The organism is Microcoleus sp. K4-B3 (assembly GCF_036704615.1).
GTDB lineage: Bacteria > Cyanobacteriota > Cyanobacteriia > Cyanobacteriales > Microcoleaceae > Microcoleus.
The window spans coordinates 74,504-99,367 of sequence record NZ_JAUBSF010000004.1; the positions used below are offsets into that span (position 1 = coordinate 74,504).

The window sequence follows — 24,864 nt, forward strand, 5'->3', positions numbered from 1 at the left end:
TATAGCTTAAAATAATGAGCTTTTTGCCCAGCACTAAAAAGGCTAAACTTATATAAATCATAGTGAATAAAATTAGGTGGCTTATGGTTAACACCCATTTTCCAAGACAGATCGCCCCATCGGTTGTGGGTCTGGTCTTGTTTGCTTCCACAGTCATCGCTGACCCCAGAAGCACCCCGGCACAACTGCCCATCCCGCTAGGCGCAGACCAAGCCCAGACCGTTGCACCCGTTAGGCGATCGCCCGAAAGCTACAAACTAGGAGGCGGCGATCGCATCCAAGTAGAAATACTCGAAGTACCCGAACTCAGCCGCGGCTACGAAGTCCTTTCCGACGGTTCAGTCAACCTGCCCCTGATCGGCTTGGTCTCGATCCGCGGTCGCACCTTAGTAGAAGCCACCAACATCATCCGCAACGCCTACCGCCGCGTCCTCAAAGACCCCATAGTCACAGTCAGCCTCGTCGCCGCCCGCCCCCTCAACGTCGGCGTCATCGGAGAAGTCACCAGGCCCGGAAACTTCACCATCACCCTAACTCCCGGCCCGGGAGCCTCACCGAGTGTCCAGTACCCCACCGTCACCCAAGCGATCAGACTCGCAGAAGGCGTCACGGGTGTCGCTGACATCCGCAACATCCGCGTCCGCCGTCCCCAACGAGACGGCGCCGATCAAGTGCTCAACGTCAACCTGTGGAAATTCTTGCAAGAAGGAGATATCTCTCAAGACATTATTTTGCAAGACAGAGACACAATCGTGATTCCCACAGTCGCCAACTTCAACCAAGCAGAAGCTCGTCAATTTGCGACGGCCAACTTTTCGCCACCCCCAGAAAAACCTCGATCGATCTCCATTGTTGGTCAAGTCACCCGCCCCGGGGCTTACGTCGTCATCGGCGGCAACACCACAAACGACCTCAGCCGCGAAGGTTTCCCCACCGTCATCCGGGCCATTCAGCTAGCCGGTGGCATCACCTCCGATGCCGACATCCGGCAAATCCAAGTGCGGCGCGTCACCAGAAGAGGCGAACAAATTATCCCAGTCAACCTGTGGCAGTTCCTAGAGTCCGGCGACGGAGCCCAAGATACCATCCTCCAGGAGGGAGACACGATCATCGTGCCCAAAGCTGCGATCGTCAACCCCGCAGAAGCTGGCGTGCTCGCTACCACTAACTTTGCTCCCACCGGCATTAACGTTTATGTAGTAGGAGAACTCAGAACATCCCTCGATCCCTTGAGGCTCCCCGCTAATGCCACGCTGAATCAAGCTTTAATTTCCAGAGGATTTTTTGGCTACGAGAATACCAGAGCTAGAAGGGATAAAGTTGAGCTAGTCCGCCTCAATACCGACGGTACAGCTACTAAACGGACGATCGAAGTCAATTTAACTCAAGGAATTAACGAAGAAACCAATCCTCAACTTCGCAACAACGACATGATTATCGTATCTCGCAGGGGTCTCGTCAATTTTGTCGATCGCATGAACGCTGTAATCGGGCCTGTCGGGCCAGCTACGGGAGTGTTAAATTTTATAAACGTTCTCCGATTTTTATTCAGGTAAGAATGCGGCTGGTGAGGTGGATAATTCTTGGCAAAGGCTAGAATAAACTAAACAATAAGATGCCCCAGTAGCGACGCAGCCGCTTCAAAAATATCAACTTCAAAAATATCAACCTCAAAAATACGCAGGCTGAATATGGATAGCAGACAAGATTACCAACCCTTCACACCTAAATCAAACGGCAAACTGCCGGATCCCTCGGCTCAGAACTACAGAGATAACTTCGTCGAGGAGACAGAGGAAGAAAAGCTAGACTTGTCCTGGCTGTTAGGCGTGCTGCGCCGCCGCTTCCTGGTCATGGCAGCAGCCACCATTGCTTTGAGCGCCCTCGCAGGAACAGCAATCCTCGCCACATCTAAAAGCATAACTGTTGACTATGAAGGCTCCTTTTCCCTGTTAGTAGAACCAGCAACGGCTGAAGGTTTGCAATCCAAACAATTAAACAACACCCAAGCGGCTGACTTAGCAAGAATTAATATAGAAGGAATTAGCTTAGTAGACTACGAAACCCAAATTAGGATTTTGCGCAGTCCCAAAATGATGCAGCCAGTGATTAAGGAATTGCGAGTTGCGTATCCCAAGATTAACTATAGTGAACTGCTCTCAAAAATGTCGATCAGCCGCATCAGCTACACAAAAGATGGCAAACAACAAGGCACAAAAATTTTACAAGTTCGCTACACAGATTCAGACCCTCAAAAAATTTACGGCGTATTGGATAAAATTTCTAAAGCTTATCTAGAGTACAGCTTGCAACAACGGCTGACGGGCATTAATCAAGGCATTAATTTTATAGATATGGAGATGCCCAAGCTCCGACAAAGAGTGGAAGTTCTGCAACTGCAAGTCCAAAGACTGCGGCAGCAGAGCAACTTGTTTGAGCCCCAGCTAGAGGGAAAATCTCTGTCTGAACAAGTTCAAAGCATTCGGGGCAAGCAAGTAGAAATCCGACTACAGCTAAAAGGGATGCGCAACCTCTACCAAAGCTATGAAAAATTACTCAACGAAAATAATCCCCAGGGGCTGCTGATGACCCAAGGACAAGCTTACGGCGGACTCTTAGGTCAAATTCAGAAAATAGACACCGAATTGTCAATGAAATTAGCTCAGTACAGAGAAGACAGTTTGCCAGTTTTAGCGCTGCGAAAAAGTCGGGAAGAGCTGATGTTAACCGCCACTAAACAAGCAAAAGAAGTGGTGATGGGAACTTTAGAGACCCAAATCAAAGAAATTGAAGCGCGCGATCGCGAAATGACTGCTTTGCAAAATGATCTGAACCAAAAAATTAGAAACTTTTCAGTGACAACCCGACAATACGACAATTTACAGCGGGAACTGCAAGTAGTTACTAAAAGTTTGTCGGACTTCTTGGCAAAACGAGAAGCCTTGCGGATCGATGCGGCTCAGCAGCAAGTACCCTGGGTGCTGATCAATCCTCCGGAAATTCCCCTCGACAAATTCGGCAGGTATATAACAGCTACCGTCAAACAAACCAAAAAACAGTTAGCGCTGGCAGTAATTTTAAGCGGTCTGCTAGGCATAGCAGTCGGCTTGCTCGTAGAGATGCTAAATACTGTTTTCCACACTCCAGAATCACTGAGAATGGCCACAAGATTGCCGATACTAGGGGTGATTCCGTTTACCAAAAAAGTCAAGCGCCGACCGCCAGCGAGACCGAGGAAACTAACATCGGCTCGATCGTCCCAAGTGAAAGTTGTCGAACCGGGCGAAGCTCAACGTACTCCTCCAATGCTCGGGCCAAGTATTTTGAGCGAGTTGGACTATCAATTTTTAGAAGCATTTCGATCGCTCTACACGAACATTCACTTGCTCAGTGCAGGCAGGCCGATTCGATCGCTGTTAGTCGGCTCTGCCGTAGCCGGAGACGGCAAATCTACAGTAGCTTTGCACCTGGCCGCCACCGCAGCAGCAGTCGGACGGCGAGTATTGTTAGTAGATGCAGATTTGCGCTGCCCGCAACTGCACGCTAAGTTAGGACTGCCAAACGGGCGCGGGCTTAGCGATGCCATCTCCACAGACCTCAGCCTCAACGACGCGATTCAGCGAGCGCCGAACCAAGACAATTTGTTCGTACTCACCGCCGGCCAAATTCCCCCCGATCCGATCAAGCTTCTTTCTTCCAAAAAAATGCACTATTTGATGGAGCAATTTCAAGCATTTTTTGACTTAGTGATTTATGACACCCCGCCACTAGCAGGCTTGGCAGACACCCACTTGATCGCAGCTCACACAGACGGTACGATTATGGTCGTCCAAATTGGGCAAACAGACCGATCGCAAGTTCGCAAAGTTTTAGAAGAATTAAAAATTTCTGGAGCTTCCGTCTTGGGAATCGTTGCTAACGGTTGCAAAAACACCGGTCACAGCTACCGCCAGCGCCCGGTCGTTTTAGAGACGCTCTACGACCAAAAACTATCGGCTTTAGGTACGAAAAATCCTAATTAGACTAATGTTGATGCAGGCGGCCCAGCGCCACCGTCCTCAACCGGAAACCCACAACCAAGCTACACCCTCATTTTTTGATAAAAGTACCATTTGAGAAAGAAAATGATAGACTAACGGACAGAGCCTCGTGTGTCAACCGAGATTGCGCGGATCTTTAATTTTGCGATAATTACTCAGACAATGATTGAGAAATCAGCAAAAGTGGGTAAACTACATCTAGCAGAGCGCAATCTCAATCAGGAAAAGACACCTTTGAAGGTAAACGTTAATGTAAACGTTTCAACCCAGAAACTTGGTAGGGATTATTCTATGAGTACAGTTATGGTTGTTGATGATAGCGTCACTCTGCGGGAGATGATCGCCGACTTGCTCAAAGGTAGAGGGCTCAACGTCACGGTAGCGAGTGATGGCGTAGAAGCTCTAGAGCAAATCAAGGCTAACCGCCCGGATTTAGTCGTTCTGGATATCGTGATGCCCCGGATGAACGGCTACGAAGTCTGTCGCCGGCTCAAAAGCGACCCTAAAACCCAAAATTTGCCGGTGGTAATGTGTTCGAGCAAAAGCGAAGAGTTCGATCGCTACTGGGGAATGAAACAAGGAGCCGACGCTTACATCGCCAAGCCATTTCACCCTCAAGAATTGGTCGGCACTATTAAGCAACTGCTGCGGGGTTGAGGTAGAGGAATAGGGACAGGAAAAAGGAAAAAAATTGTCTTGAGTGCTTCTTATTTCTGTTCCCGCAGCCTCTCTAAACTACTCGATTGACAATAGTCCAAACATCCCCGTCCGATCGCACGTAGGGAACAGAAATACTCTTAAAACCAGTAATAAAAGGCTTGTAATAAACCTGCCAGTAGCTGGGGCTAATTTGGTCGGCGATGGCTTTGAGTCCCTTCACTTCCGCCGCCAGTTCCGCCGCCAGTTCGTTAATCCGTTCCGCGTGTCCCTGAGCGAGCGCTCTTCCTTCTTCAACTTGCTGCTCCATCGGACTGATTCTTTGCAAGTTTACCGACTGCTGCTGTTTCTGATTCAGTTGAGCAGACAGAGCAACGATCGCATCATCAATCCCCTTGACTTCTGCCGACACTTGTGCTGTTTCCCTCGCGTGACGGCGGTAAGCATCGGCGATCGCTCGGGGCGAATCCCCAGCGGGGGCGATCGCGGTATTGCTAAGCTGCTGGCGTTCCCGGCGCAATTCCTCAATCTGAGAGTAAATTGCCTCTATGTCTGTCTGAAGTTTGTCCACTTAATTACCGTGGTTTTTGGATATCTTAGCATATTAACCCGAACTAATAAAGTGTTACACCTAATCGAGAAACCAGTCTCAAAGCAGCGCACAATTACCAATTCCTAATTATTAATTGAGTTTTTTATGTTGTTAGCGCTTGCTGCCTGAACTTGACTATAGTCTCTACCAAAACATCGGGTGCCACAGGTTTAGACAGATGCCGATCGAAACCCGCAGCAAAAGCACGATCGCGGTCTTCATCCCTAGCATAAGCCGTCAGAGCTATCGCCCAAAATTTCTCTCCCTTGATGTTCAAAGAGCGCAGCCTTCGTAGCAGCGAATAGCCATCTTCCTCCGGCATTCCGATATCGCTGACCAAAACATCCGGCCCGAACTGCGAAGCCACCTCAAACGCCTCAGCAGCAGACGATGCAGCCCTAACATCGGCCCCGGAATCTGCCAAGACAAACCTCATAAATTCCCGCGAATCAACCTCGTCATCAACCAGCAAAACCTTAACTCCCAGTAAATTACCAGCGCCAGCCAAAACCGGCGAGGAAGCGCCGGCGATCGAATTTACCTGCATCGAAGGGAGACGGAAAGTAAAAGTCGATCCCATATCCAGTCCCGGACTCTGGGCCCAAACCGTGCCGCCGTGGAGTTCCACCAACTGCCGGACGATCGCCAGACCCAGCCCCAAACCGCTATAATTGCGAGTAATCGTAGCATCCGCTTGCCGGAAAGACTCAAACACGTAAGGCAAAAAATTCGCAGCCACCCCAATTCCCGTGTCGGTAACAGCCAGCTCAACCTCCGAATCAACTCGCTTCAGCCGGATGTCAACTCGCCCCCCGGGCGGCGTAAACTTAATCGCATTCGTCAGCAAATTCCAAATCACTTGCTGCAAGCGGCCGGGGTCTCCTGATACCCAAAATTTCGGATTTAACTGAGATTTAGGATTGTCAGAAACCTCGCCGGGTTCGGAAAATTCAGCAGTCTCCAAGCCCAAATCTACAATTGCAAACCGCAAATCGATCGACTTAGCATCGGCGGCCAACCGCACCGTATTCACCGCTCCTTCCACCATAGAAATCATATTTACCGTACAAGGATTCAAAGTCAACTTGCCGCGAATAATTCTCGAAATATCCAGCAAATCATCAATCAATTGAGTTTGCAATTTAGCATTTCGCTCGATCGTTTCCAAAGCCCGCCCAGTAGCAGCCGGACTGAAACTGCGCTGCCGCAGCAGTTGCGCCCAGCCCAAAATCGCGTTTAAGGGCGATCGCAGCTCGTGAGAAAGAGTTGCCAAAAACTCATCTTTCATCCGATTTGCCTGCTGAGATTCCTCGTAAAGCCGGGCATTATCGATCGCCCCCGACACCGCCTGAGCCAACTGCATTAAAATACTTTGGTCATCTTCGGCAAACTCCCCCTCGTACTTGTCGGACAACTGAATCAATCCCAGATTTCTGCCGTCCCGAGTCGTCAGCGGTACAGCCAGCCAGCCCCGCATCGGCGGGTGCTTGCCCGCAGCTTTGCCGAACCCCCGCCAGGCCGGGTGAGCCTCTAACTCGCTTTGAGTCATGCGCATCGCCCGTTGATGCTGGCAAACTTCCTGGTAAACGCCCGTACCGTCTGGCTGTTCGCAGTAATCTTGCCACGCGGCGTATTTTTCTGACATGGAAAACTTGCTCATTCCCGCATCCCAGTTAGTGGAAGGGTTGAGGTTGACCGCTACCTGGTGGACTTCGAGAATTTGGCGGGCGCTATCTGCTGCTAACTGAAGTATTTCTGCCACCGACAGCGTGGAGTTGATGGCAACTGACGCGCAGGTTAACTTTTGCAGGCGGCGCAAATACGACTGCTCGCGCGCCAACGCCCGCTCGCGGTCGTATTCTAACTGTTTGCGATCCGTAATGTCGATCGCCACGCCGAAGAGCCGAAAGGGTCTGCCGGATGCGTCAAAAACCACCCGCCCTTTGTCGTGAAGCCAAATCACTGAGCCGTCGGGTCGCACTTGGCGGTATTCCGACTCGTAAACTCCCGTCCCGCTGAGTGCGGCATCCACATCTGCCAAAAAGCTTTCGCGGTCTTCTGGATGCACCGCATTCTTTTTTTGCTCAAAAGTACCGCAGGTGCTGTCTGGGCCCAAACCAATCTGGGTTTCGGTATTGGACGAACCGCGGACTTCCCCCGATGCCACATCCCAGGTAAAAGCGATCGTGTTAGCTGCTTCTAGAGCAAAGCGCAAATTTTCCTCGCTTTCTTGCACCCGTGCTTGCGATAATTTGCGATCGGTAATATCCCAAACCACGCCGCTCGATCGTACCGATTTACCGGTATCATCATCAAAAAACTTGCCCCTACTCGCGATCCAGTGCAAGCTGCCGTCGGGCCAAATGACTCTAAATTCGTATTGGTATTCTATTTTGTTTTCTAAAGCAAAGGCAACAGCCCGGGCGATCGAAGCCTGGTCATCCGGGTGAATGCAGGCAAAAAACGCTTCGTAAGTTCCCGCAAAACTGCCTTTTTCCAACCCCAATAACACTTCGTGTCCCTCAGACCAAACGACCTCGCCATTTAATAAATTCCAATCCCAAGTCCCCATTTTCGAGGCTTCGATCGCCAACCTCAGCCTTTCCTCGGAAATTGCCAACTGCGCCGACGTTTTCGCGTAGTTCTCGCGCAACTGCTGTTTTTTCAAGCTTTCGCCCACGGCCCCGGCCAGCCGCTTGAAGTGCCGCCCTTTGAATACGTAATCGCTCAAACCCGCTTTCATCGCTTCAACTGCCACTTGTTCGCTGCCGCTGTCAGTACACATAATTACCGGACAATTTGGGTAGCGGCTTTGAACTTTTTGGAGAATAGTTAATCCGTCACTCCAGTGGAGTTGGTAATCGGTAATTACTATGTCAAAACCCCCGGCGGTCAGGGCTTGTTCGAGAGTTTGGATATCAATAACCGACTTAATTTCTAAATCGGCAAAAGTTTTCCTCAGTTCTCGATCTATCATCAGGCGATCGTTCGGGTTGTCGTCGATTAACAGAATAGACAGCATTGGGCTTTTACTTTTTGTATTGGCGCAAACATTCTTTAATCTAAGAATATGTTATTAAGCAATCTCGATAATTTGAATATTTACTTGGCTGGCTAATTAGACTTGCAAATAAGTTGATTGTATTTGCTTGTATTTTATTATATCTTACAGATTCTAAGATCCTCAACCAGCCTTTCAGGGGCGTGTCCCACAAAAAACAAATTAATTAAGTTGTTGTAGAACAGGTCAGAAAGCCTGCTCTGGCGGGAACGGTGCAAGAGATCGGTTAACTCTTACTATACTACTTATTTCTTCTGTATTGTGGTTTGAGGAAGCGGGTTGATTGATTCTTGCAGCTACAGCAGAATATGGCTGTTAAAAAACCTCTTCCCTGCAACCTCATCTTTAAAATCCCGATTCACTGCGCGTTCCGGAACTTGCTTCCTCAACAATCGCACTTGCGCAATTTTACCCAGAATCGGGTACCGGTTCCCAGTGTCGATTCCAGCCCGATCGCACCGCCCATCCGATCGACTCCTTTGTTCGCTATCGCCAGCCCAATTCCCGTCCCTGGATACACTTCTTGACCGTGCAGGCGATCGAACAACCCAAAAATTCTTTCATGAAACTCAGATGCAATTCCAATGCCGTTGTCTTCTACCCAAAGACAGATATATTCCTCCTCCGCTTCAGCATAAAATCGCACCTGCGGCTCTATCCCCGGCTGCACAAATTTAATAGCATTGGAGAGCAAGTTAGCCAAGACTTGCAGCAGTGTAGGAGGATGTGCCAACACCTCAGGCATCGGTTCGACAACAGTTATCCGAGCTTGTGTTTGGGCAATTTGAGTTTCTAGTTGCGCGATCGAGCGAGCCACAATTAAATTAAGAGAAACTGCTTTTAGCGGTAAGTTAGCCCTGCTGAGGCGGCTGTACTCTAGCAAATTTTCGATTAAAGTATTCATCAGACTTGCAGCGTCGGTCATCCGATACAAGTAATCCTGTGCGGTAGCATCCAACTCGCTGGCTTTATCTTGGAGCAACATTTCAGCAAAAAACAAAATTCCCCGCAGAGGAGCGCGCAAGTCGTGAGAAACTGAATAGGTAAACGATTCGAGCTGTGCGTTAACTTCTTCTAACTCAGCAGTACGCTCTCTCACCCGATCTTCCAAAGTTTCATTAAATTGGCGCAAAGCAAGTTCAGCCTGCTTGAGTTCCGTAACATCTTCAACCAATCCCTCGATCGTACGTTCACCTTCGGCGCTGTAGAGATATTGAGTAAACCGAATCCATTTTACTCGACCGTCTGCCAAAGGAAATGTAATTTCGAGATTTTGAGACCGAGACTCTCCTGCATCTAGCGGCTGCAAAAACAATTGCTGGAGATAAATGCCTTGGACATCTGCTAAATGGCTGGCATCAAACAAGTGCAAAAAAGCTTGATTGCTTTCCAAAAGCTTTCCCTGGGAAGTCGCTCGAAAAACTCCGACATTTAAGCGTTCTAGCAGAGAATTAAGTTGATTTTCCAGTCGGGCGACTCGTTTCCAGGCGGCAACTCGATCGAGCACTGCGCGAACCGCAACGCCAAGGCGGACGTAGTGCTTCGGCGACTTGATAATGTAGTCGTCCAATCCTGACTTCATAGCCTCTACAGCAACTTCTTCGTTGCCAGTATTCGTAAACATTACAATCGGGCATTCTGGATAACTGGCTTTGATAGTTTTTAGCACATCTAAACCATTCGTCCAGCGCAGTTGGTAGTCGGTAATTACCAGATGGAATCCGCCTCGATTCAGTGCTTCCCCGAATAATCTATCGTCGGAAATTTCCGTTATTTGCAATTGCGAGAATTGCCGCTCTAACTCGCGTTTGACCAGCAGCCGATCCGTTGGGTTATCGTCAATTACCAGAATGTGTACCATTTTAACAATTGATAATTTGGCTGTTAGCTAGAGTGCCGCTCAATCACTAATAATAAAAATGTTGGAGGTTGCCCCTTTAATATGATAGAGGACGGGCTTCCTGACTAGAAACTTAATTTCCTCGTTACCAGGAAGAGTCTGGTAACGAGGAAACGAGGAAGAAAAACCGGGGAACCGTCACTAAAAACCCGAAAATTATCGAGGTTCCGGCAGTTCGGTATAGTTGAGCCAATACTCCCTAAAACTCTGCATCATTTCCAATAAAGAAGCAAACCCGATCGGTTTAACCAAATAAGAATTTACCCCTAAATCGTAAGCTAGTTTGACATCAAGTGTTTGGCTAGAAGAAGTAAGCATAACCACCGGCAAGCGTTTTAGTTCCGGCTGCTGCTTCAGCCAAACCAGAACCTCGTGACCCGATCGCCTGGGCAATTTCAAGTCTAGTAAAATTACCGCAGGTAAAGGATAGCGATCGCGATCGCTGTACTCTCCGTCACCATTTAAATAAAAAACCGCTGCATCTCCATCTCGGACAATTTGCAGCGAAGTATTAGTAAAAATCTCATTCCGAAAAGCCCGCTGCATCAATAGAATATCAACGGGATTATCTTCCACCAGTAAAATCGTATGCCTTTGGCTCATGCTTCCTCAGTTGTATCCAAAATCGACTGCCTTGTCCTAATTGAGATTCCACCCCTACTTGACCCCCCATGCGATCGATCCCTTTTTGTACAATAGCTAATCCTATACCAGTTCCGGGGTAAGACTCGATACCGTGCAGCCGTTCAAAAACCCGAAAAATGCGTTTTTGGTGTTCAGCAGCAATACCTATGCCGTTGTCTTCTACCCACAGACGGATTATGCGGACTGGCAATAGGCAACTGGCAATCAGTAACTGGGAATGCTCCCACTGCCCCACTGTTGCCCTTTCCAATTCTCCCGCTGTCTCGCTGTCTGTCTCTCCCTCTTGAGGCAGCTCAATTTCCTCAGCCCATATCTGCACTTGGGGCGGTGCGCCTTCGACAAATTTTATAGCATTGGTGAGCAGATTTGCGATTACTTGAACTAAAGTAACGCGGTGGGCAATTACCGCAGGCAAGGGCGATCGAACACTGATTTGAGCGTGCCTGGATTTAGCGTCGGCTTGTACCATAGCAATTGCCTCGGTGACAGCAGATTCTAACTCTAAAACTTGCAGCGATAAATCAGCGCGGCTCAGGCGGCTGTAAGCTAGCAAATCTTGGATCAATGCTTCTAATTGTTGCCCAGAATTAACAATTTGCTGGGCGTATTCTTGACCGAGTTCGTCGAGGAGGTCGCGGTAATCTTCTAATAAAGCTTCAGCTAATCCCTGCATTCCCCGCAGGGGAGCGCGCAAATCGTGGGCGACGGTATAGGTGAAAGCTTCTAATTCTTCGTTAGCTGCTTGAAGTTGATTGGTGCGGAGTTCTACTCGCCGTTCTAAGGTAGCGTTGAGCATCCGAATTTCTGCTTCTGCTTGTTTGCGCGCAGTTACGTCAATGGCGGTACTAATTACTAAACTTCTGCCGTCGGAAAGCTTGCCTAAAGGTGCGGAATAAAAGTCCCAAATTCGACTTTCGCCGCTGGCTGTGGCAATCATATATTCGCCTTCAGAAATGCGCGCGTTTAATTGGTGCAGCCGATCTATATCTGCTTTCACTAACGATTTGCGGCTGTGGTAAGCTTTTTCTGTCCAATCTTCAATTGTGGGAATTTCTGAGTGTTGGTAGCCTGAGAGTTCTGTCCAAGCGCAGTTAATTTGCAAAACTTCTCCGTTTTCAGCGTGCAGCATAATTGGCAGCGGGGCGTTGAGAATGGCGCGGCGGAAACGTTCTTCGGTTAATTCTAAGGAGTGGCGATCGTGTTCTAGCTGTTCTAACATTTGATTTTGCTTGATTTCGGCATTGTCGCGCAAAGTTCGATCGCGCTTCACCAAATAGTAAACCAACACCATCAACAGGAAATTTACTAAAGCGGCAACGGTAAAAGTCAGGATTGTCAAATTAGCACTCGCTTGAGATTCTCGGGCGCGCTGCTGCAATAGCTGAGTTTCTTCGGCAGTCATGGCGGCTATCTGCTGCCGAATGTCGCCCATGATTTGCTTTCCCCTACCTGATTTTATTCGCCGCAGGGCTGCTTCTAAGTTTTGTTGGCGTCGCAAATTGATGGTTTTTTCAAGTTCGCCTAATTTAGAGTCGATCGCAACTTTCAAGTCGCGAATGCGCTGTTGCTGTCGGTTGTTGTCGGCGGTTAGCTGCTGCAATCCGACTACTTGTTCGTTGATGCGGGCGATCGCGCTGTGATACGGTTCTAAATAGCGTTCTTCTCCCGTCAGCAAATAACCGCGCTGTCCGGTTTCAGCATCTTTTAACGTGGAAAGCGTGGCTTCGAGCTCGGTTAAAACTTGGTGAGTGTGGCCAACCCAGCGTTCGTTTTCGACTAACTTGAGAGTGTTGCGGTAGGAAGTTGCCGCATTGAAAATCAGTAGCGCCACGGCCATTCCGATACCTGCGGTGATTTGGCTAGTCAGCGATTGTTTCATGAAATACTCGGCACGCGAGTCCTGCTTTTTCTTTTATTTTAGCTGGATTAATACTAGCCGAATTTTTGGTGCGGGCAGGCAGGCGGCCAAAGCCTATAAATTTAAGGCTCAAATGTGCGATCGATCTTGTGTGTAGTTTAGCCTCGCTCCTTCTCGCATCCCTCTTAAGTCAGAGATGCAATAAGTCGCTCTCTTGCGTCTCCTAATTCAGCCAGACACCAGACAATCTAGGATAGCCTGCAAAGCTGAATTCGCCTTTTTTTGCATCGATTTTTGTATCGTTCGTGTTCCTTTGGCAGTTTCAAATTGCGGCGCGAAGAAAAGAGTTTTTACCTATTGACTTAAGTTGATTTTTGGGGTATATTTTAAATAATGGGAGTGTTGAGATAAATTTAAATTTTGCCAATATTTCCATTATTAAATAATACATTATCAAAATAGCCAAGTCAAGCTTTTTAGCCACAAAAAAAGGCCAACTTTTCATATTTTATTTAAAAAATAATCTGTTGGAGGCAGGGAGAAATTCACAGAAGCGATGACGCGGGTGAATAGTATCACAAAGGCGAGCGATCGGGTAACAGCGGAGAATTCATCGGTTGAAATTAGTTGAATATCAAATCCGGTAACATCGGAATAATACTCTGTTTGCGAGCGCGATCGAGCGTCTGGCTCGCCAACAGAGCGAGACGCTCGCACTGCACTCGAAAAATGATTATTCCGATGCCAGCGGAAACGATATAATTAGGCAACCGCAGGGGCTTTCATCGCCAAAATGCGATCGATCGCATCTTCAACAACCTTATCAGGCGTAGAAGCACCCGAAGTCACGCCTACCACAATTTTACCATCGGGTAGCCAACCTTCAGTTACCACCAAATCAGCCCCCAAAGGCTTATGTTCGATCCGATTTCCCGGTAAAATGCGCTCCGCACAATCAATGTGATAAGAAGGAACAGTTTTGTCGCTCGCAATTTCCTGCAAATGCGTAGTATTAGAAGAATTAAAACCCCCAATCACCAGCATCAAATCCAACTTTTCCTCAACCAAACTCAACATAGCATCTTGCCGTTCCTGAGTCGCATCGCAGATAGTATTAAAACTCAGAAAATGTTCATTCAGATTTTCCGGACCGAACTTCCGCATCATCGTTTTTTCAAACAACTTGCCCATATTCTCTGTCTCAGTTTTGAGCATAGTAGTTTGGTTAGCAATCCCCACCCTTTCCAAATCCAGATCCGGGTCAAAACCAGCAGAATAAGCCTTACTAAACTTAGCCAGAAACTCATCCCGGTCGCCACCGTGCAAGATATAATTGCTGACATATTCAGCTTCCTGCAAATTCAGCACAATCAAATACTTATCAGCAAAAGAACTCGTAGCAACAGTTTCCTCATGCTTGTACTGACCGTGAATAATCGAAGTGTAATCCCTCTTTTTGTGCTTTTCAACAGTATTCCAAACCTTAGAAACCCAAGGACAAGTAGTATCAACAATCTTGCAGCCCTTATCATTAAGCAACTGCATTTCTTGCACGCTCGCCCCAAAAGCCGGTAAAATTACCACATCACCGCTATCGACAACTGAAAAATCTTTCTGCCCCTTCTCAACAGCAATAAAACCAACTTCCATATCGCGCAAATGCTGATTTACAGACGGATTGTGAATAATCTCATTAGTAATCCAAATCCGTTCGGAGGGGAAATGCTGGCGAGTCTCGTAAGCAATAGCTACAGCGCGTTCCACCCCCCAGCAAAAGCCAAAAGCCTGAGCCAGTCGGATCGTGACTGCGCCGCGTTCCAGCCTGTAATTATTGTCGCGAATTTGCTGGATCAGACTGCTTTGATAAGCCGTCTGCATCACGCCAGCTACCTCAACTTCGTGTCCGAAACCCTTGCGGTGGTAGTTCTCAGACTGTTGGAGCGATCGTTTAAAAGCTTTAGTATCCATGCGTATCGAGTAGAAATCTAGGTTAATTACCTTTGATTTTAGAATGCCTGGGGTGCGATCGGGATTATTGGCTCAATAGCGAAGAGGGGATATGCTATTTATACGATCGACACATGGAGAAGCAAGAAGCAATGAACCGCGAAGACGCGAAGAACGCGAAAGAAGAATGAGACAATTGGGCGAACAGGTAGAACAGTTGGCTTATAGAGCGATTGGGGCGGCTATTGAGGTGCATCGGCTTTTGGGGCCAGGATTTTTAGAATCAGTGTATCAGGAATCCTTAGAAGTTGAATTTCGGATGCGGGGGATAGCTTGTCACCCCAAAAAGCTAGTAGCAATCACCTACAAAGGTTATCCAGTTGGCGAAGGTCAATTAGACTTTCTGGTTGGCGATATCCTGATTGTCGAATTAAAAGCTGTCGAAAAGCTAGCTCCCATCCATGAAGCCCAAGTTATCTCCTATCTTAAAATGACCAAAAACACCCTAGGCCTTCTGATCAACTTCAACGTTCCGATCCTCAAAGAAGGCATCAAACGCATAATTCTCTCATCTTAACCCTTCTTCCTCTTCCTTCTTCGCGCTCTTCGCGCCTTCGCGGTTCGTAAAAAAAAACTTAAAAAAAGCCGAGAGACCCAGATAGCTGAGTCTCTGCACGATCGAACTTATTCAGAAAATCAGCTTCAAACCTTCTTCGGCGCAAAAGGAGAGCTCGATTCAAACGAACTGAAACCGCCGGCAAAATCCTCACCGTAAGCTTCTTCCCCGTGCTGGCCGATATCCAAACCTTGGTCTTCAGCAGATGAGGGCACTCGCAGTTCCATAAACTGCCCCAAAATTTTCAGGATCGCAAAAGTGCCCACAGCGGCAAACACGTAAGTAGCTAGAACGCCTACCAACTGGGTCACGATTAGCCCCGGATTCCCGGCAAACAGCCCGTCATTTCCGGCAGCGTTAACCGCTTTAGTCGCAAACACGCCAGTCAGAATCGCGCCCACAGTCCCGCCGACGCCGTGAATCGGGAAGGTATCCAAAGAGTCGTCAAATCCCAGCTTAGCCCGGAAACTAACGGCAAAGAAGCAGCAAACAGCAGCGATCGATCCGATCAAAAGCGCTCCCACTGGAAGCACGAATCCAGCCGCAGGTGTGATGCCCACTAATCCCGCTAGGAAACCGCTAGCAATTCCCACTGCTGTGGGTTTGCCTTTGAGCACCCATTCCACAATTGTCCAAGTTAAACCGCCGGCTGCTGTAGCAATCATCGTGGTGACAAAAGCCACTGTTGCTAAAGAACCAGCTCCCAAAGCACTACCGCCGTTGAAGCCAAACCAGCCGAACCACAGCATCCCAATTCCCAGCAACACGTAGGGTACGTTGTGGGGGGTGTGGGGCTTGTTTAAGTGGTCTTTGCGGGGCCCGATTACCCAAGCTGCGACTACGGCTGATACGCCGGAACTGATGTGTACGACAGTGCCACCGGCAAAGTCGAGAGCTCCGATCGCCTGCAGCCAGCCTCTACCCCAAACCCAGTGGGCTAAAGGAGAGTAGATGAAGGTAGACCACAGCAGCACGAACCAGAAATAGGTTTTAAATGTTACCCGTTCGACGATCGCCCCGGAAATCAAGGCTGGAGTGATGATCGCGAACATCATCTGGTACACCATGAAGACTTGGTGGGGTATTGTCGGTGCGTAGCCGATCGGATCTGGTTTGTCTGCAGTGACGTTGTTCAAGAACATCCAGTCGAAGCCGCCGATGAAGCTTTCGATCCCTTTACCAAAGCCTTCGGACGCTGGAGTCGAAACGTCAAATGCCAAACTGTAGCCCCACAGCGTCCAGGTGACGCCGATCAGTCCCATCATGACTAAGCTCATCATCATGGTGTTGAGGACGTTGCGCGATCGCACCAGTCCCCCGTAGAAAAACGCCAGCCCCGGTGTCATTAGCAATACCAGTGCTGAGGAGACCAACATCCAGGCCGTATCGCCGGTGTCGATCGGATTAGGGGCCACCGCTGCAGCACCAGCAGCATCTTGAGCTAAGGCATTGTTCGTCAGCGGCACGCTTAACAGCCACAGCGCGATGATGCCGATCGTTAAACTTTTTTTGATCACGTTAGTTGTACCTTCTCATACTCAGCAATTTTCAGGGAAGACCGGGCCAATTTTAGATGCGAGGATTTTAGATGCAATAGTGCTTTGGTTTTAAGTCCCTGTTTTAGCGGAACAAATCTTCAATAGATAATTCCCCAATCCTCAACCCCCGACTTCGTATAGCCGGACTCATCTAAATTTGTCAACTATCAATTCAATGGTCTATGCCTTTTGGATTGCACCATTTGTACAAACAGGACTTCTGTATCACCCTATACTAAATAGCTAACGATCGTATTTCTTAATCTATCGGTCGCTACTTGACATAGCCTTTGACAGCAGAGTATTTGGGGAGGGCGAGTTGAGGAGAGGGGGAAAGTTTTGAGTTGGGGAGAGTGGGAGGAGGAGAGGGGGAGAGTCGGGGAGAATATGACTTCATCCTTCATCTTTCTAACTAACGACTAATAACTCATGACTAATTTTTCAACTGCATCTGACCGAACAGTTGCAGGGCCGATCGCCAAACCAGATAACCTTGATCGTTAAGATGCAAGCCGTCTGTGCTGAGTTCGGTTGGCAAATTGCCGTCAGCATCCGCAAACAGCGGGTACAAATCCAGATACAAAACATTTTCAGAACTAGCAATTTCTTTCAGCCGCCGATTTATTGCGCGAATCCGACTGTTAGGAATCGCCAACAGCCGATCGCGATTTTCCCAAGTAGCTTGTTCCCCGCTGTGCGGCAAAATCGACTGCACAACTACTTCTGCTTTGGGGTGAGCCCACCGCAAATCGCGAATAATCTGCCGCTGGTTGTCCAAAATCCCTTCGTCGCTGGCCCCCCGCAACAAATCGTTAATCCCGATCATCACAAACACCGTATCCGGCACAGTTCGATCGAACAACTGCAACCGCTTCAGCAAACCCACGGAAGTCTCCCCGGAAATCCCTTGATTCAGCCAAATTCGATCGACCGGTAACAGCTTCGTCGGAAACCACATACTCAGAGAATCCCCAGCCAAAACACTCAGTCTGGAGGGTCGATTCGCCGCCGCCGCTTCAGCTTCGCGACCCAACTGCGTCACCCACTGCTGGTAAGTCCATTTATGTCGCGGTCCTGGAACGGGCACGTCTAGCACTGCGTTTGCAGAGGTCACCGGTTGGTCAATTTGTTCCTGGGCGCTTTCTGCCGTCACCGCATCATTAGCCTGGAAGCTTTCTGTCAAGTTTTGTCCCCGCAGCAGTAGTTGAGCGACGGTGAGCATCAGTACCCCGTTCGTCACCAAAGATAGCAAAGCCCAAACCGGAACAGTTTTCGATCGGCTAACTTCCATCCCTAAGAGGGATTTATGAGTTCTACTTCTGCTACCTCCTCCAAACTTCTCCATAAACTCAAGCTATCTGCAGGCATCACACCGAATAATTTGCACTCATTGCTGCATCAAATTTTACCGCTCAATTAAAGCCTCAATTCTTGTAAGAATCAAGCACTGTGCTGTGTTGGGCGCGACAGCGATGCAGAACTTTGCTTTTTCGCACTACTTTACCATAAAAAATCTGGCTACCAAACTTTCTTGCACCGAAATCGGATTTGTCAAAGCCGCTGCACTGCACAAAAATATATCTAAAACTGATCGAACTTACTCATTTCTGATGCTAAAATCCAAAAATGAAAAAATTAACTATAACTGAAGCAGCCAAAATTAAAGGTGTGAGCGCTTCCACCTTACGCAGGTGGGAAGCCGAAGGCAAGCTAATACCGGAACGCACGGCTAACGGTCACAGACGGTATGACCTAGCTCATCTTCTCGGCTTAAAACCCAACGGCGCTTTAACCGTTGCTTACGCTCGGGTTAGCAGTCACGACCAAAAAGATGATTTAGACAGACAAAAACAAATTTTGGAATTGTTTTGTGCATCTCACGGCTGGCAATTCCAAATCATTGATGATGTGGGTTCTGGGGTTAATTACAGTATGCGGGGTTTACAACGTCTAATTCGGGCGATCGCAGACAATCAAGTAGAAAGGTTGGTGTTAACTCACAAAGACAGAATGCTGAGATTTGGTTCTGAACTAATTTTTAGTTTGTGCGAACACTTTGGGACAGAGGTAGTGATTATCAATCACACAGAAGATGCTAGCTGTGAGGAGGATGTAGCTAAAGATATACTAGAAATAATCACCATGTTATCAGCCCGCCTTTATGGCAGCAGGAATTCCAAGAATAAGCGCATCGTTGAAGAACTTAAAGCAATTGCCGATAAACTCTAACCAATACACCAGTTTGCAACGCTAGTCAGTTACAGATTCTCAATTCCCATTTCCCCATTACCAACTACTAATTATCGGCGCACATCTCAGGCAATCGAAAACTGCTATATGTAGCCATTAAAAGTAAACTAACAATTAAAAATATGCCCGCGTTCGCATCGAAGATTGAAACGCGAGCACAACGATAGACAGCCATAAGTTACCGGCTATTTCAGATTGCGGTTTTTCTGAATAATATCGTTTCCGGTTGCATGGGAATGATCAAGTCAAGATCAATAATTCCACATTCCCCGACTCCCGACTCCCGACTCCCCACTCCCAATCATTCCGGTGTAACCGGAATTGATATAAAGGGGTAAATTAGCTTATAAATAGCTAATCTAGGACACGAAAGCTGAATTGGTCGATCTCTTCGCACGCTCTACAGTTTGGTAGTCCTACCTCCAGAACCCCCAGCATAACCGCCGTAGCCACCCTCAATTCTGTTGTCCAAGCTCGTTTCCTTCACAAACCCGGTGTAAGCTTCCATCCCGTGTTCGCCGATATCCAAACCTTCAGCCTCCTCTAAAGCAGAAACGCGGATACCCAGCAAAGCTTTTAGTGCCATCCAAAAAATCGTACTCAGCAGCACGGTCATCCCGCCTACAGAGATAATGCCGACCAACTGCCACCAGAGTTGACCGAAACCTCCGCCCACGAGCAATCCGGCTGCCGGGCCTGTGGTATAAAGTCCAGTTGTAGGCCCGTCAGCAAACAAGCCAACTGCCAGAGTTCCCCAGATGCCGCAGACTAAGTGAACTGAAGTTGCCCCTACAGGGTCGTCAATTTTCAAGTTGTCGAAGAAAGTTACTGCGAAAACTACCAGGATACCGGCGATCGTGCCGATTATGGCAGAGTTGGGTACGTTGATCCAAGCGCAGCTCGCTGTTACGCCGACTAAGCCGGCGAGGATGCCGTTGATAATCATCGAAAGGTCGGGTTTGCCTAGGTACAGCCAAGCAGTAATCGTTGCAGCAACTCCCCCGAAGGCACCCGCCGTGTTGGTGGTGATCGCAATGTGGGCGATCGCATTTGGATCGACTGCCATTGTCGAACCGGGATTGAACCCGAACCAGCCCAACCAGAGAATCAAACAGCCCAGGGTGGCAATGCTCATATTGTGTCCCGGCATCGCCACAGTATCGCCGTCGCGGTACTTGCCGATCCGCGGCCCCAAAAATGCCGCTCCCATCAAAGCAGCCCAACCGCCTACCGAGTGAACCACTGTCGAACCGGCAAAATCCCAGAAGCCTGCTTTTGCCAGCCAGCCGCCGCCCCAAATCCAGTGTCCGGTAATTGGGTAAGCAATGCCTACTAACAGCAAGCTGAAAATTAAGAAGTCAATGAATTTAACTCGCTCTGCTACTGCTCCAGAAACGATCGTGGCAGCCGTTCCGGCAAAAACTAATTGGAAAAAGAATTTAGCGTTGAGGGGGACTCCCGTCCAGTTTAATGAGCTGAAAATGCCTTGATAAGCGTCTCCTGTGGCGGGGCTGTTGTCCGCTACATTCCACAGGAAAAATCCGCCGCTGCTGCCAATAAAACCGTTGCCGTTGCTGAACATTAATGCAAAGCCGATCGCCCAAAAGGCGATCGTAGAAAGTGCAAAAACAATCAAGTTTTTTGACAGCACGTTGACTGCATTTTTTTGGCGGCAAAAACCGGTTTCCAACATACAGAAACCGGCGTTCATAAAGAACACTAGCATCGCAGCAAGCATCACCCACATGGTATCCATGCCCACCTTAAGACTTGCTAATTGTTCCTCGGTTGTTGGCCTGGGAGCTGTTTGGGCTACCGCCGCATATCCCCACACCAAGACGATGATTGCTGCTATTGGTATGCAGGCTTGCCAACTTGGACTGAGGCGGGCGATCGTCCTTTGTAATTTTTTGAACCTTTTGACTTTCGTCAAAAAGTTAGCTGCTGGCAAATTTAAAGCCTCCCGCCTGACTTGTTTCGAGTTTTTCTTTCCGACAGTCATTTTAATCATTTTCACCCTTTTTACAACTAATCTGCTCAGCCCTATTCCTAAAACTCCCAATTATACTACAAAACTTTAGAGGTTATTGGTTCAGATTGAGATACTTCTGATAGCCTAGCTCTTCTAGCTGAGTTTGTTTTTTCATTACAGATTCCGACAAAGTTTTGCGGTAATCCAAGACTCGCTCTAGCAATTCTGGCTGGTAAACTGCTAATATTTGAACTGCCAGCAACCCAGCATTTTTAGCATTGCCGATCGCCACTGTTGCTACGGGTATCCCGGCTGGCATTTGCACGATCGAGTACAGCGAATCTATGCCTTGCAGGTGGCGACTCGGTACCGGCACCCCAATTACTGGCAAGGGCGTTAAAGATGCTACCATACCCGGAAGGTGTGCCGCTCCCCCGGCACCTGCGATAATGACTTTCAAGCCTCGTTGGTGCGCGGTTTGGGCGTATTGCACCATGCGATCCGGCGTGCGGTGCGCCGAGACGATCGCCACTGAGCAAGCAACGCTGAATTCTTCGCAAACTGCGATCGCATCTTTCATGGTTGGCAAATCCGAATCGCTACCCATGATAATTCCAACTGTCGGTTGATTCATGCAATTTTCCGATTTCAGATTTCAGATAAATGCTAATTTTAAATGATTGCGTTAACTCAAATTTAGATATTTTGTACCAAAACTGACCCTTAAAAGCAATTTTGCCATCAGCGACAGTCTGAGCAGCCGTGCTGCCAGCAAAAAGCTGTCCATCCTCATCGCCAGCCACCGGATTTATCCGTAGCGAATATAAAATCTAAAATCTAAAATCTAAAATCTAAAATCGGATGACTGAACCCACAACCCCAACTGCCGCCCCCACAGATATTCTCAATGCTCGCCTCCCGGGTTACAAGGATTTGCAGATGCTTGCTGTTGACGAAACGGGCATCATTCAAGAAGTTTGGCCGATGGACGCCGTATTTAAACGGATTTGTCCTCCCGATTTGCAAGTTGTTGATGTAGCAGGCGATTGGCTTTCTCTGGGCGGTGTTGACTTGCAGATTAACGGGGCCCTGGGTTTTGCTTTCCCCGATTTAGAAAGCAAGCAAATTGAAATTTTGCCGAAAATTTGTCAATTTTTGTGGAATCAGGGAGTCGATGCTTTTTTGCCGACTTTGGTAACAACTTCGCTCGATAAATTTCGGCGATCGCTCTCGACTATAGCTGATTATATCCGCACTGTACAAACCGCTGCTCCGGCAATCAATAAAACCAAAACAGCGGAAATTCTCGGTGTTCACCTCGAAGGCCCTTTTCTCAACCCCCAGAAGCGAGGAGCTCACCCAGTTGAGTTTTTACTACCGCTAACTATAGAAAATGTCAAGCAAGTTTTAGGAGATTGTGCCGATATTGTCAAAATAATTACTTTAGCGCCGGAGTTAGACAGCACGGGCGAAGTCATTTCTTATTTGCAAAGTTTGGGAATTGCCGTCAGCCTCGGACACTCCCAAGCGACGGCTGAGCAAGCCCAGCAAGCATTTGCTCGGGGAGCTTCAATGGTAACTCACGCTTTTAATGCGATGCCGAGTTTGCACCACCGAGAACCGGGTTTGTTGGGAGCGGCGATCGTTTATCCGGGGGTAAAATGCGGTTTAATTGCTGACGGCAAGCACGTTTCTCCGACAATGATTGATTTTTTGCTGCGCGCTGGTAGGTATGAAAAAGGCGTTTTTTTAGTGAGCGATGCTTTGGCTCCTTTGGGTATGCCTGACGGTGTTTATCCTTGGGATTCCCGACAAATTGAAGTGAGAAAAGGTACGGCTTGGGTCAGATTAGATTACCACTCGCCCCTGGAATCTGCTACTTTGGCAGGCACAACTCTGCCGCTGTTGGCGGGAGTGCAGAATTTGGTGAAATGGGGAATTTGCGACGCCGAAAGTGCGATCGCGCTGGCAACTGAATCTCCGAGAAGTGCGATCGGAATTTCCGAAATTATTGGCAAATCGGCAACTCAATTGTTGCGCTGGAACTTAAATGCGGCGACCAAGGAATTGACTTGGCATCGGCTCTTTTAACCTGTTATACCATTTTAGATTAAAGAATTCAAGAATTGGGAATGTGGGAACTGGTATTACCCGATCGATTTGAGATTGTAGATTGGCGGTTTTAATCTAATATCAATTCCGGCTGCGCCGGAATGATATAGAAGACACGGCAGTGCCGTTTCTTGCGCGCCAGATTTATTGTAGGGACACGACACTGCCGTGTCCTGATTGCGGGTTATATTAATTCCGATGCTACCGGATTTGATATAAAATCTCAAATCGCCAATCTAAAATCGATGGTTGCCAGTTGCGCGTTTTCCGAACCGGATTGCTATATAATATCTAACCGTTGGCAATAACTCAGCAGCAGGCAGATCGATGAATTTGGTAGACGACAAGACTATTGTTAGACAGTATTTTAACTCGACGGGATTCGATCGCTGGCAGCGAATTTACGGCGATGGCAAAGTCAATAAAGTTCAGCTAGACATCCGCACCGGGCACCAGAAAACGGTGGATACAGTCATCGAATGGCTGCAAGCTGACGGCAATTTGCCCGGGCTTTCCGTCTGCGATGCCGGCTGCGGTGTGGGATCTCTGAGCATTCCTCTAGCTGAGGCTGGGGCAATTGTTTGCGCTAGCGATATCTCTGAAAAAATGGTAGCAGAAGCTTACGATCGATCGACAGCAGTTCCCGGCAAGCTCTACAACATATCCTTCGCCGCCCAAGATTTGGAAGCTTTAACCGGCAATTTCCACACAGTGATTTGTTTGGACGTGCTAATCCACTATCCTCAAAATAAGGCTGCTGAAATGATCGCTCACCTAAGTTCGATCGCCCAATCGCGACTAATTCTCAGTTTTGCCCCCAAAACTTTAGCACTCACCGCCCTCAAAAAATTTGGCGAACTTTTCCCCGGCCCGAGCAAAACTACCCGCGCTTACCAGCACCGCGAAGCAGATATTATCAAAATCTTAGAAAGCAACGGCTTTGTTGTTAAAAGAACAGCCATGAATAGCACTAGCTTTTACTATTCTCGCTTGCTGGAAGCTGTGCGGAGATAGGTTAAAAATATCTGCAAAAAAGCTAATCGATCGTAAACCTAGGGTGCGCACCGCGCACCTTCCCTTCCCAGAGTTACGCCAGTGAACCTCCATACTCTGCGATTGCTTCGCTCTCGCCCGCAATGACAAGTACGGCACGCACCGCCCACTTTCTCGCTCAACAATTAGATGTGTTTCTTCTGCCTTATTCCTTCTTCCTTCTTGCTTATTCCCAATTAAATAAATATTATGTCAACGCTAATTTTAATGCGCATTTTTATAGCAGCCGCAGCCGTATTCGGAGGTTTATCCGTTGCAGGCGGTGCTTTCGCCTCCCACGCTTTGAAAAATCAATTGAGCGATCGAGCTTTAGTAATTTTTGAGACCGGCGCTCGATATCAAATGTACCATGCCCTGGCTCTATTACTTGTCGCTTTACTCTTGAGCACCGCCCAAGAGTCTCAAACCTTTTTTGCAGTCGCTGGATGGGCTTTTATTGCCGGCACGATCGTCTTTTCCGGCAGTTTGTACGCCCTGAGTTTGACTGACATCAAATGGCTGGGTGCAATTACGCCGCTGGGGGGAGTTGCTTTTATTGTCGGTTGGGGATCTTTGGCAGTTGCAGCTTTTAATTTTAAATAGGCAACTGGTAAATTTTGACGCAATTACCAATTACCAATTAC

Annotated in this window: 18 protein-coding genes; 8 read left to right on the top strand and 10 right to left on the bottom strand. The window is 48.2% G+C overall.

Going from position 1 to position 24,864, the window contains the following annotated elements:
• The first annotated feature begins 83 nt into the window (after positions 1 to 83).
• The 3 genes from QUA78_RS03725 to QUA78_RS03735 all read left to right on the top strand — a co-directional run bounded on the left by QUA78_RS03725 (position 84) and on the right by QUA78_RS03735 (position 4,697).
• Positions 84 to 1,556, top strand: coding sequence for a polysaccharide biosynthesis/export family protein (locus QUA78_RS03725; RefSeq protein WP_333299782.1), 1,473 nt, complete (start codon positions 84 to 86; stop codon positions 1,554 to 1,556).
• 135 nt (positions 1,557 to 1,691) lie between these two features.
• The gene (locus QUA78_RS03730; RefSeq protein ID WP_333299781.1) at positions 1,692 to 4,022 is read left to right on the top strand and encodes a polysaccharide biosynthesis tyrosine autokinase; all 2,331 of its coding nucleotides are present in this window, start codon (positions 1,692 to 1,694) and stop codon (positions 4,020 to 4,022) included.
• A 309-nt stretch (positions 4,023 to 4,331) separates the two neighbouring features.
• Positions 4,332 to 4,697, top strand: a complete 366-nt coding sequence (locus QUA78_RS03735) for a response regulator transcription factor (protein ID WP_039886668.1) — start codon at positions 4,332 to 4,334, stop codon at positions 4,695 to 4,697.
• A 73-nt stretch (positions 4,698 to 4,770) separates the two neighbouring features.
• On the opposite strand, the gene QUA78_RS03740 is transcribed toward QUA78_RS03735, so the two are convergent.
• From QUA78_RS03740 to QUA78_RS03765, 6 genes are all read right to left on the bottom strand, one after another.
• The gene (locus tag QUA78_RS03740) at positions 4,771 to 5,268 is read right to left on the bottom strand and encodes a hypothetical protein (RefSeq protein WP_333299780.1); all 498 of its coding nucleotides are present in this window, start codon (positions 5,266 to 5,268) and stop codon (positions 4,771 to 4,773) included.
• A gap of 124 nt (positions 5,269 to 5,392) precedes the next feature.
• Positions 5,393 to 8,311 (bottom strand): response regulator, encoded by a 2,919-nt coding sequence (locus QUA78_RS03745; protein WP_333299779.1) that lies wholly within the window; start codon positions 8,309 to 8,311, stop codon positions 5,393 to 5,395.
• Between the two features lie 424 nt (positions 8,312 to 8,735).
• Positions 8,736 to 10,211: an ATP-binding protein gene (locus QUA78_RS03750; protein ID WP_333299778.1), complete on the bottom strand. Its 1,476-nt coding sequence runs from the start codon at positions 10,209 to 10,211 to the stop codon at positions 8,736 to 8,738.
• 195 nt (positions 10,212 to 10,406) lie between these two features.
• Positions 10,407 to 10,853: a response regulator gene (locus tag QUA78_RS03755; RefSeq protein WP_333299777.1), complete on the bottom strand. Its 447-nt coding sequence runs from the start codon at positions 10,851 to 10,853 to the stop codon at positions 10,407 to 10,409.
• Entirely contained in the window at positions 10,816 to 12,774 is a 1,959-nt protein-coding gene (locus QUA78_RS03760) for a CHASE3 domain-containing protein (protein ID WP_333299776.1), read from the bottom strand. Before QUA78_RS03760 ends, QUA78_RS03755 begins: the two co-directional genes overlap by 38 nt.
• Positions 12,775 to 13,515: 741 nt before the next feature.
• Complete coding sequence (locus tag QUA78_RS03765) at positions 13,516 to 14,721, bottom strand: 4-hydroxy-3-methylbut-2-enyl diphosphate reductase (RefSeq protein WP_333299774.1); 1,206 nt, start codon at positions 14,719 to 14,721, stop codon at positions 13,516 to 13,518.
• 91 nt (positions 14,722 to 14,812) lie between these two features.
• Here QUA78_RS03765 and QUA78_RS03770 point away from each other — a divergent pair, with 91 nt between their 5' ends.
• The gene (locus QUA78_RS03770) at positions 14,813 to 15,277 is read left to right on the top strand and encodes a GxxExxY protein (RefSeq protein WP_333299773.1); all 465 of its coding nucleotides are present in this window, start codon (positions 14,813 to 14,815) and stop codon (positions 15,275 to 15,277) included.
• A 125-nt stretch (positions 15,278 to 15,402) separates the two neighbouring features.
• Here QUA78_RS03770 and QUA78_RS03775 read toward each other — a convergent pair whose 3' ends face one another.
• Entirely contained in the window at positions 15,403 to 16,833 is a 1,431-nt protein-coding gene (locus QUA78_RS03775; protein WP_333299772.1) for an ammonium transporter, read from the bottom strand.
• Positions 16,834 to 17,287: 454 nt separating this feature from the next.
• Positions 17,288 to 18,199 carry an SGNH/GDSL hydrolase family protein gene (locus QUA78_RS03780; protein WP_333299771.1) on the bottom strand — a complete coding sequence of 304 codons (912 nt, stop codon included), beginning with the start codon at positions 18,197 to 18,199 and terminating at the stop codon, positions 17,288 to 17,290.
• 281 nt (positions 18,200 to 18,480) lie between these two features.
• On the opposite strand from QUA78_RS03780, the gene QUA78_RS03785 reads away from it, so the two are divergent.
• On the top strand, positions 18,481 to 19,083 hold the full coding sequence (locus QUA78_RS03785; RefSeq protein ID WP_333299770.1) for an IS607 family transposase: 603 nt from the start codon (positions 18,481 to 18,483) through the stop codon (positions 19,081 to 19,083).
• A gap of 421 nt (positions 19,084 to 19,504) precedes the next feature.
• Here QUA78_RS03785 and QUA78_RS03790 read toward each other — a convergent pair whose 3' ends face one another.
• Together QUA78_RS03790 and purE are read right to left on the bottom strand one after the other, a co-directional pair.
• Entirely contained in the window at positions 19,505 to 21,106 is a 1,602-nt protein-coding gene (locus QUA78_RS03790) for an ammonium transporter (protein WP_445302323.1), read from the bottom strand.
• Between the two features lie 82 nt (positions 21,107 to 21,188).
• Positions 21,189 to 21,710: a 5-(carboxyamino)imidazole ribonucleotide mutase gene (gene purE, locus QUA78_RS03795; protein WP_333299768.1), complete on the bottom strand. Its 522-nt coding sequence runs from the start codon at positions 21,708 to 21,710 to the stop codon at positions 21,189 to 21,191.
• Between the two features lie 227 nt (positions 21,711 to 21,937).
• Between purE and nagA the strand changes: the two genes are divergently transcribed.
• The 3 genes from nagA to QUA78_RS03810 all read left to right on the top strand — a co-directional run bounded on the left by nagA (position 21,938) and on the right by QUA78_RS03810 (position 24,823).
• The gene (gene nagA, locus QUA78_RS03800) at positions 21,938 to 23,167 is read left to right on the top strand and encodes an N-acetylglucosamine-6-phosphate deacetylase (protein WP_333299767.1); all 1,230 of its coding nucleotides are present in this window, start codon (positions 21,938 to 21,940) and stop codon (positions 23,165 to 23,167) included.
• 348 nt (positions 23,168 to 23,515) lie between these two features.
• Positions 23,516 to 24,202 (top strand): magnesium protoporphyrin IX methyltransferase, encoded by a 687-nt coding sequence (gene bchM / locus QUA78_RS03805; protein WP_333299766.1) that lies wholly within the window; start codon positions 23,516 to 23,518, stop codon positions 24,200 to 24,202.
• Between the two features lie 228 nt (positions 24,203 to 24,430).
• Positions 24,431 to 24,823, top strand: coding sequence for a DUF423 domain-containing protein (locus tag QUA78_RS03810; RefSeq protein ID WP_333299765.1), 393 nt, complete (start codon positions 24,431 to 24,433; stop codon positions 24,821 to 24,823).
• Positions 24,824 to 24,864 lie beyond the last annotated feature (41 nt).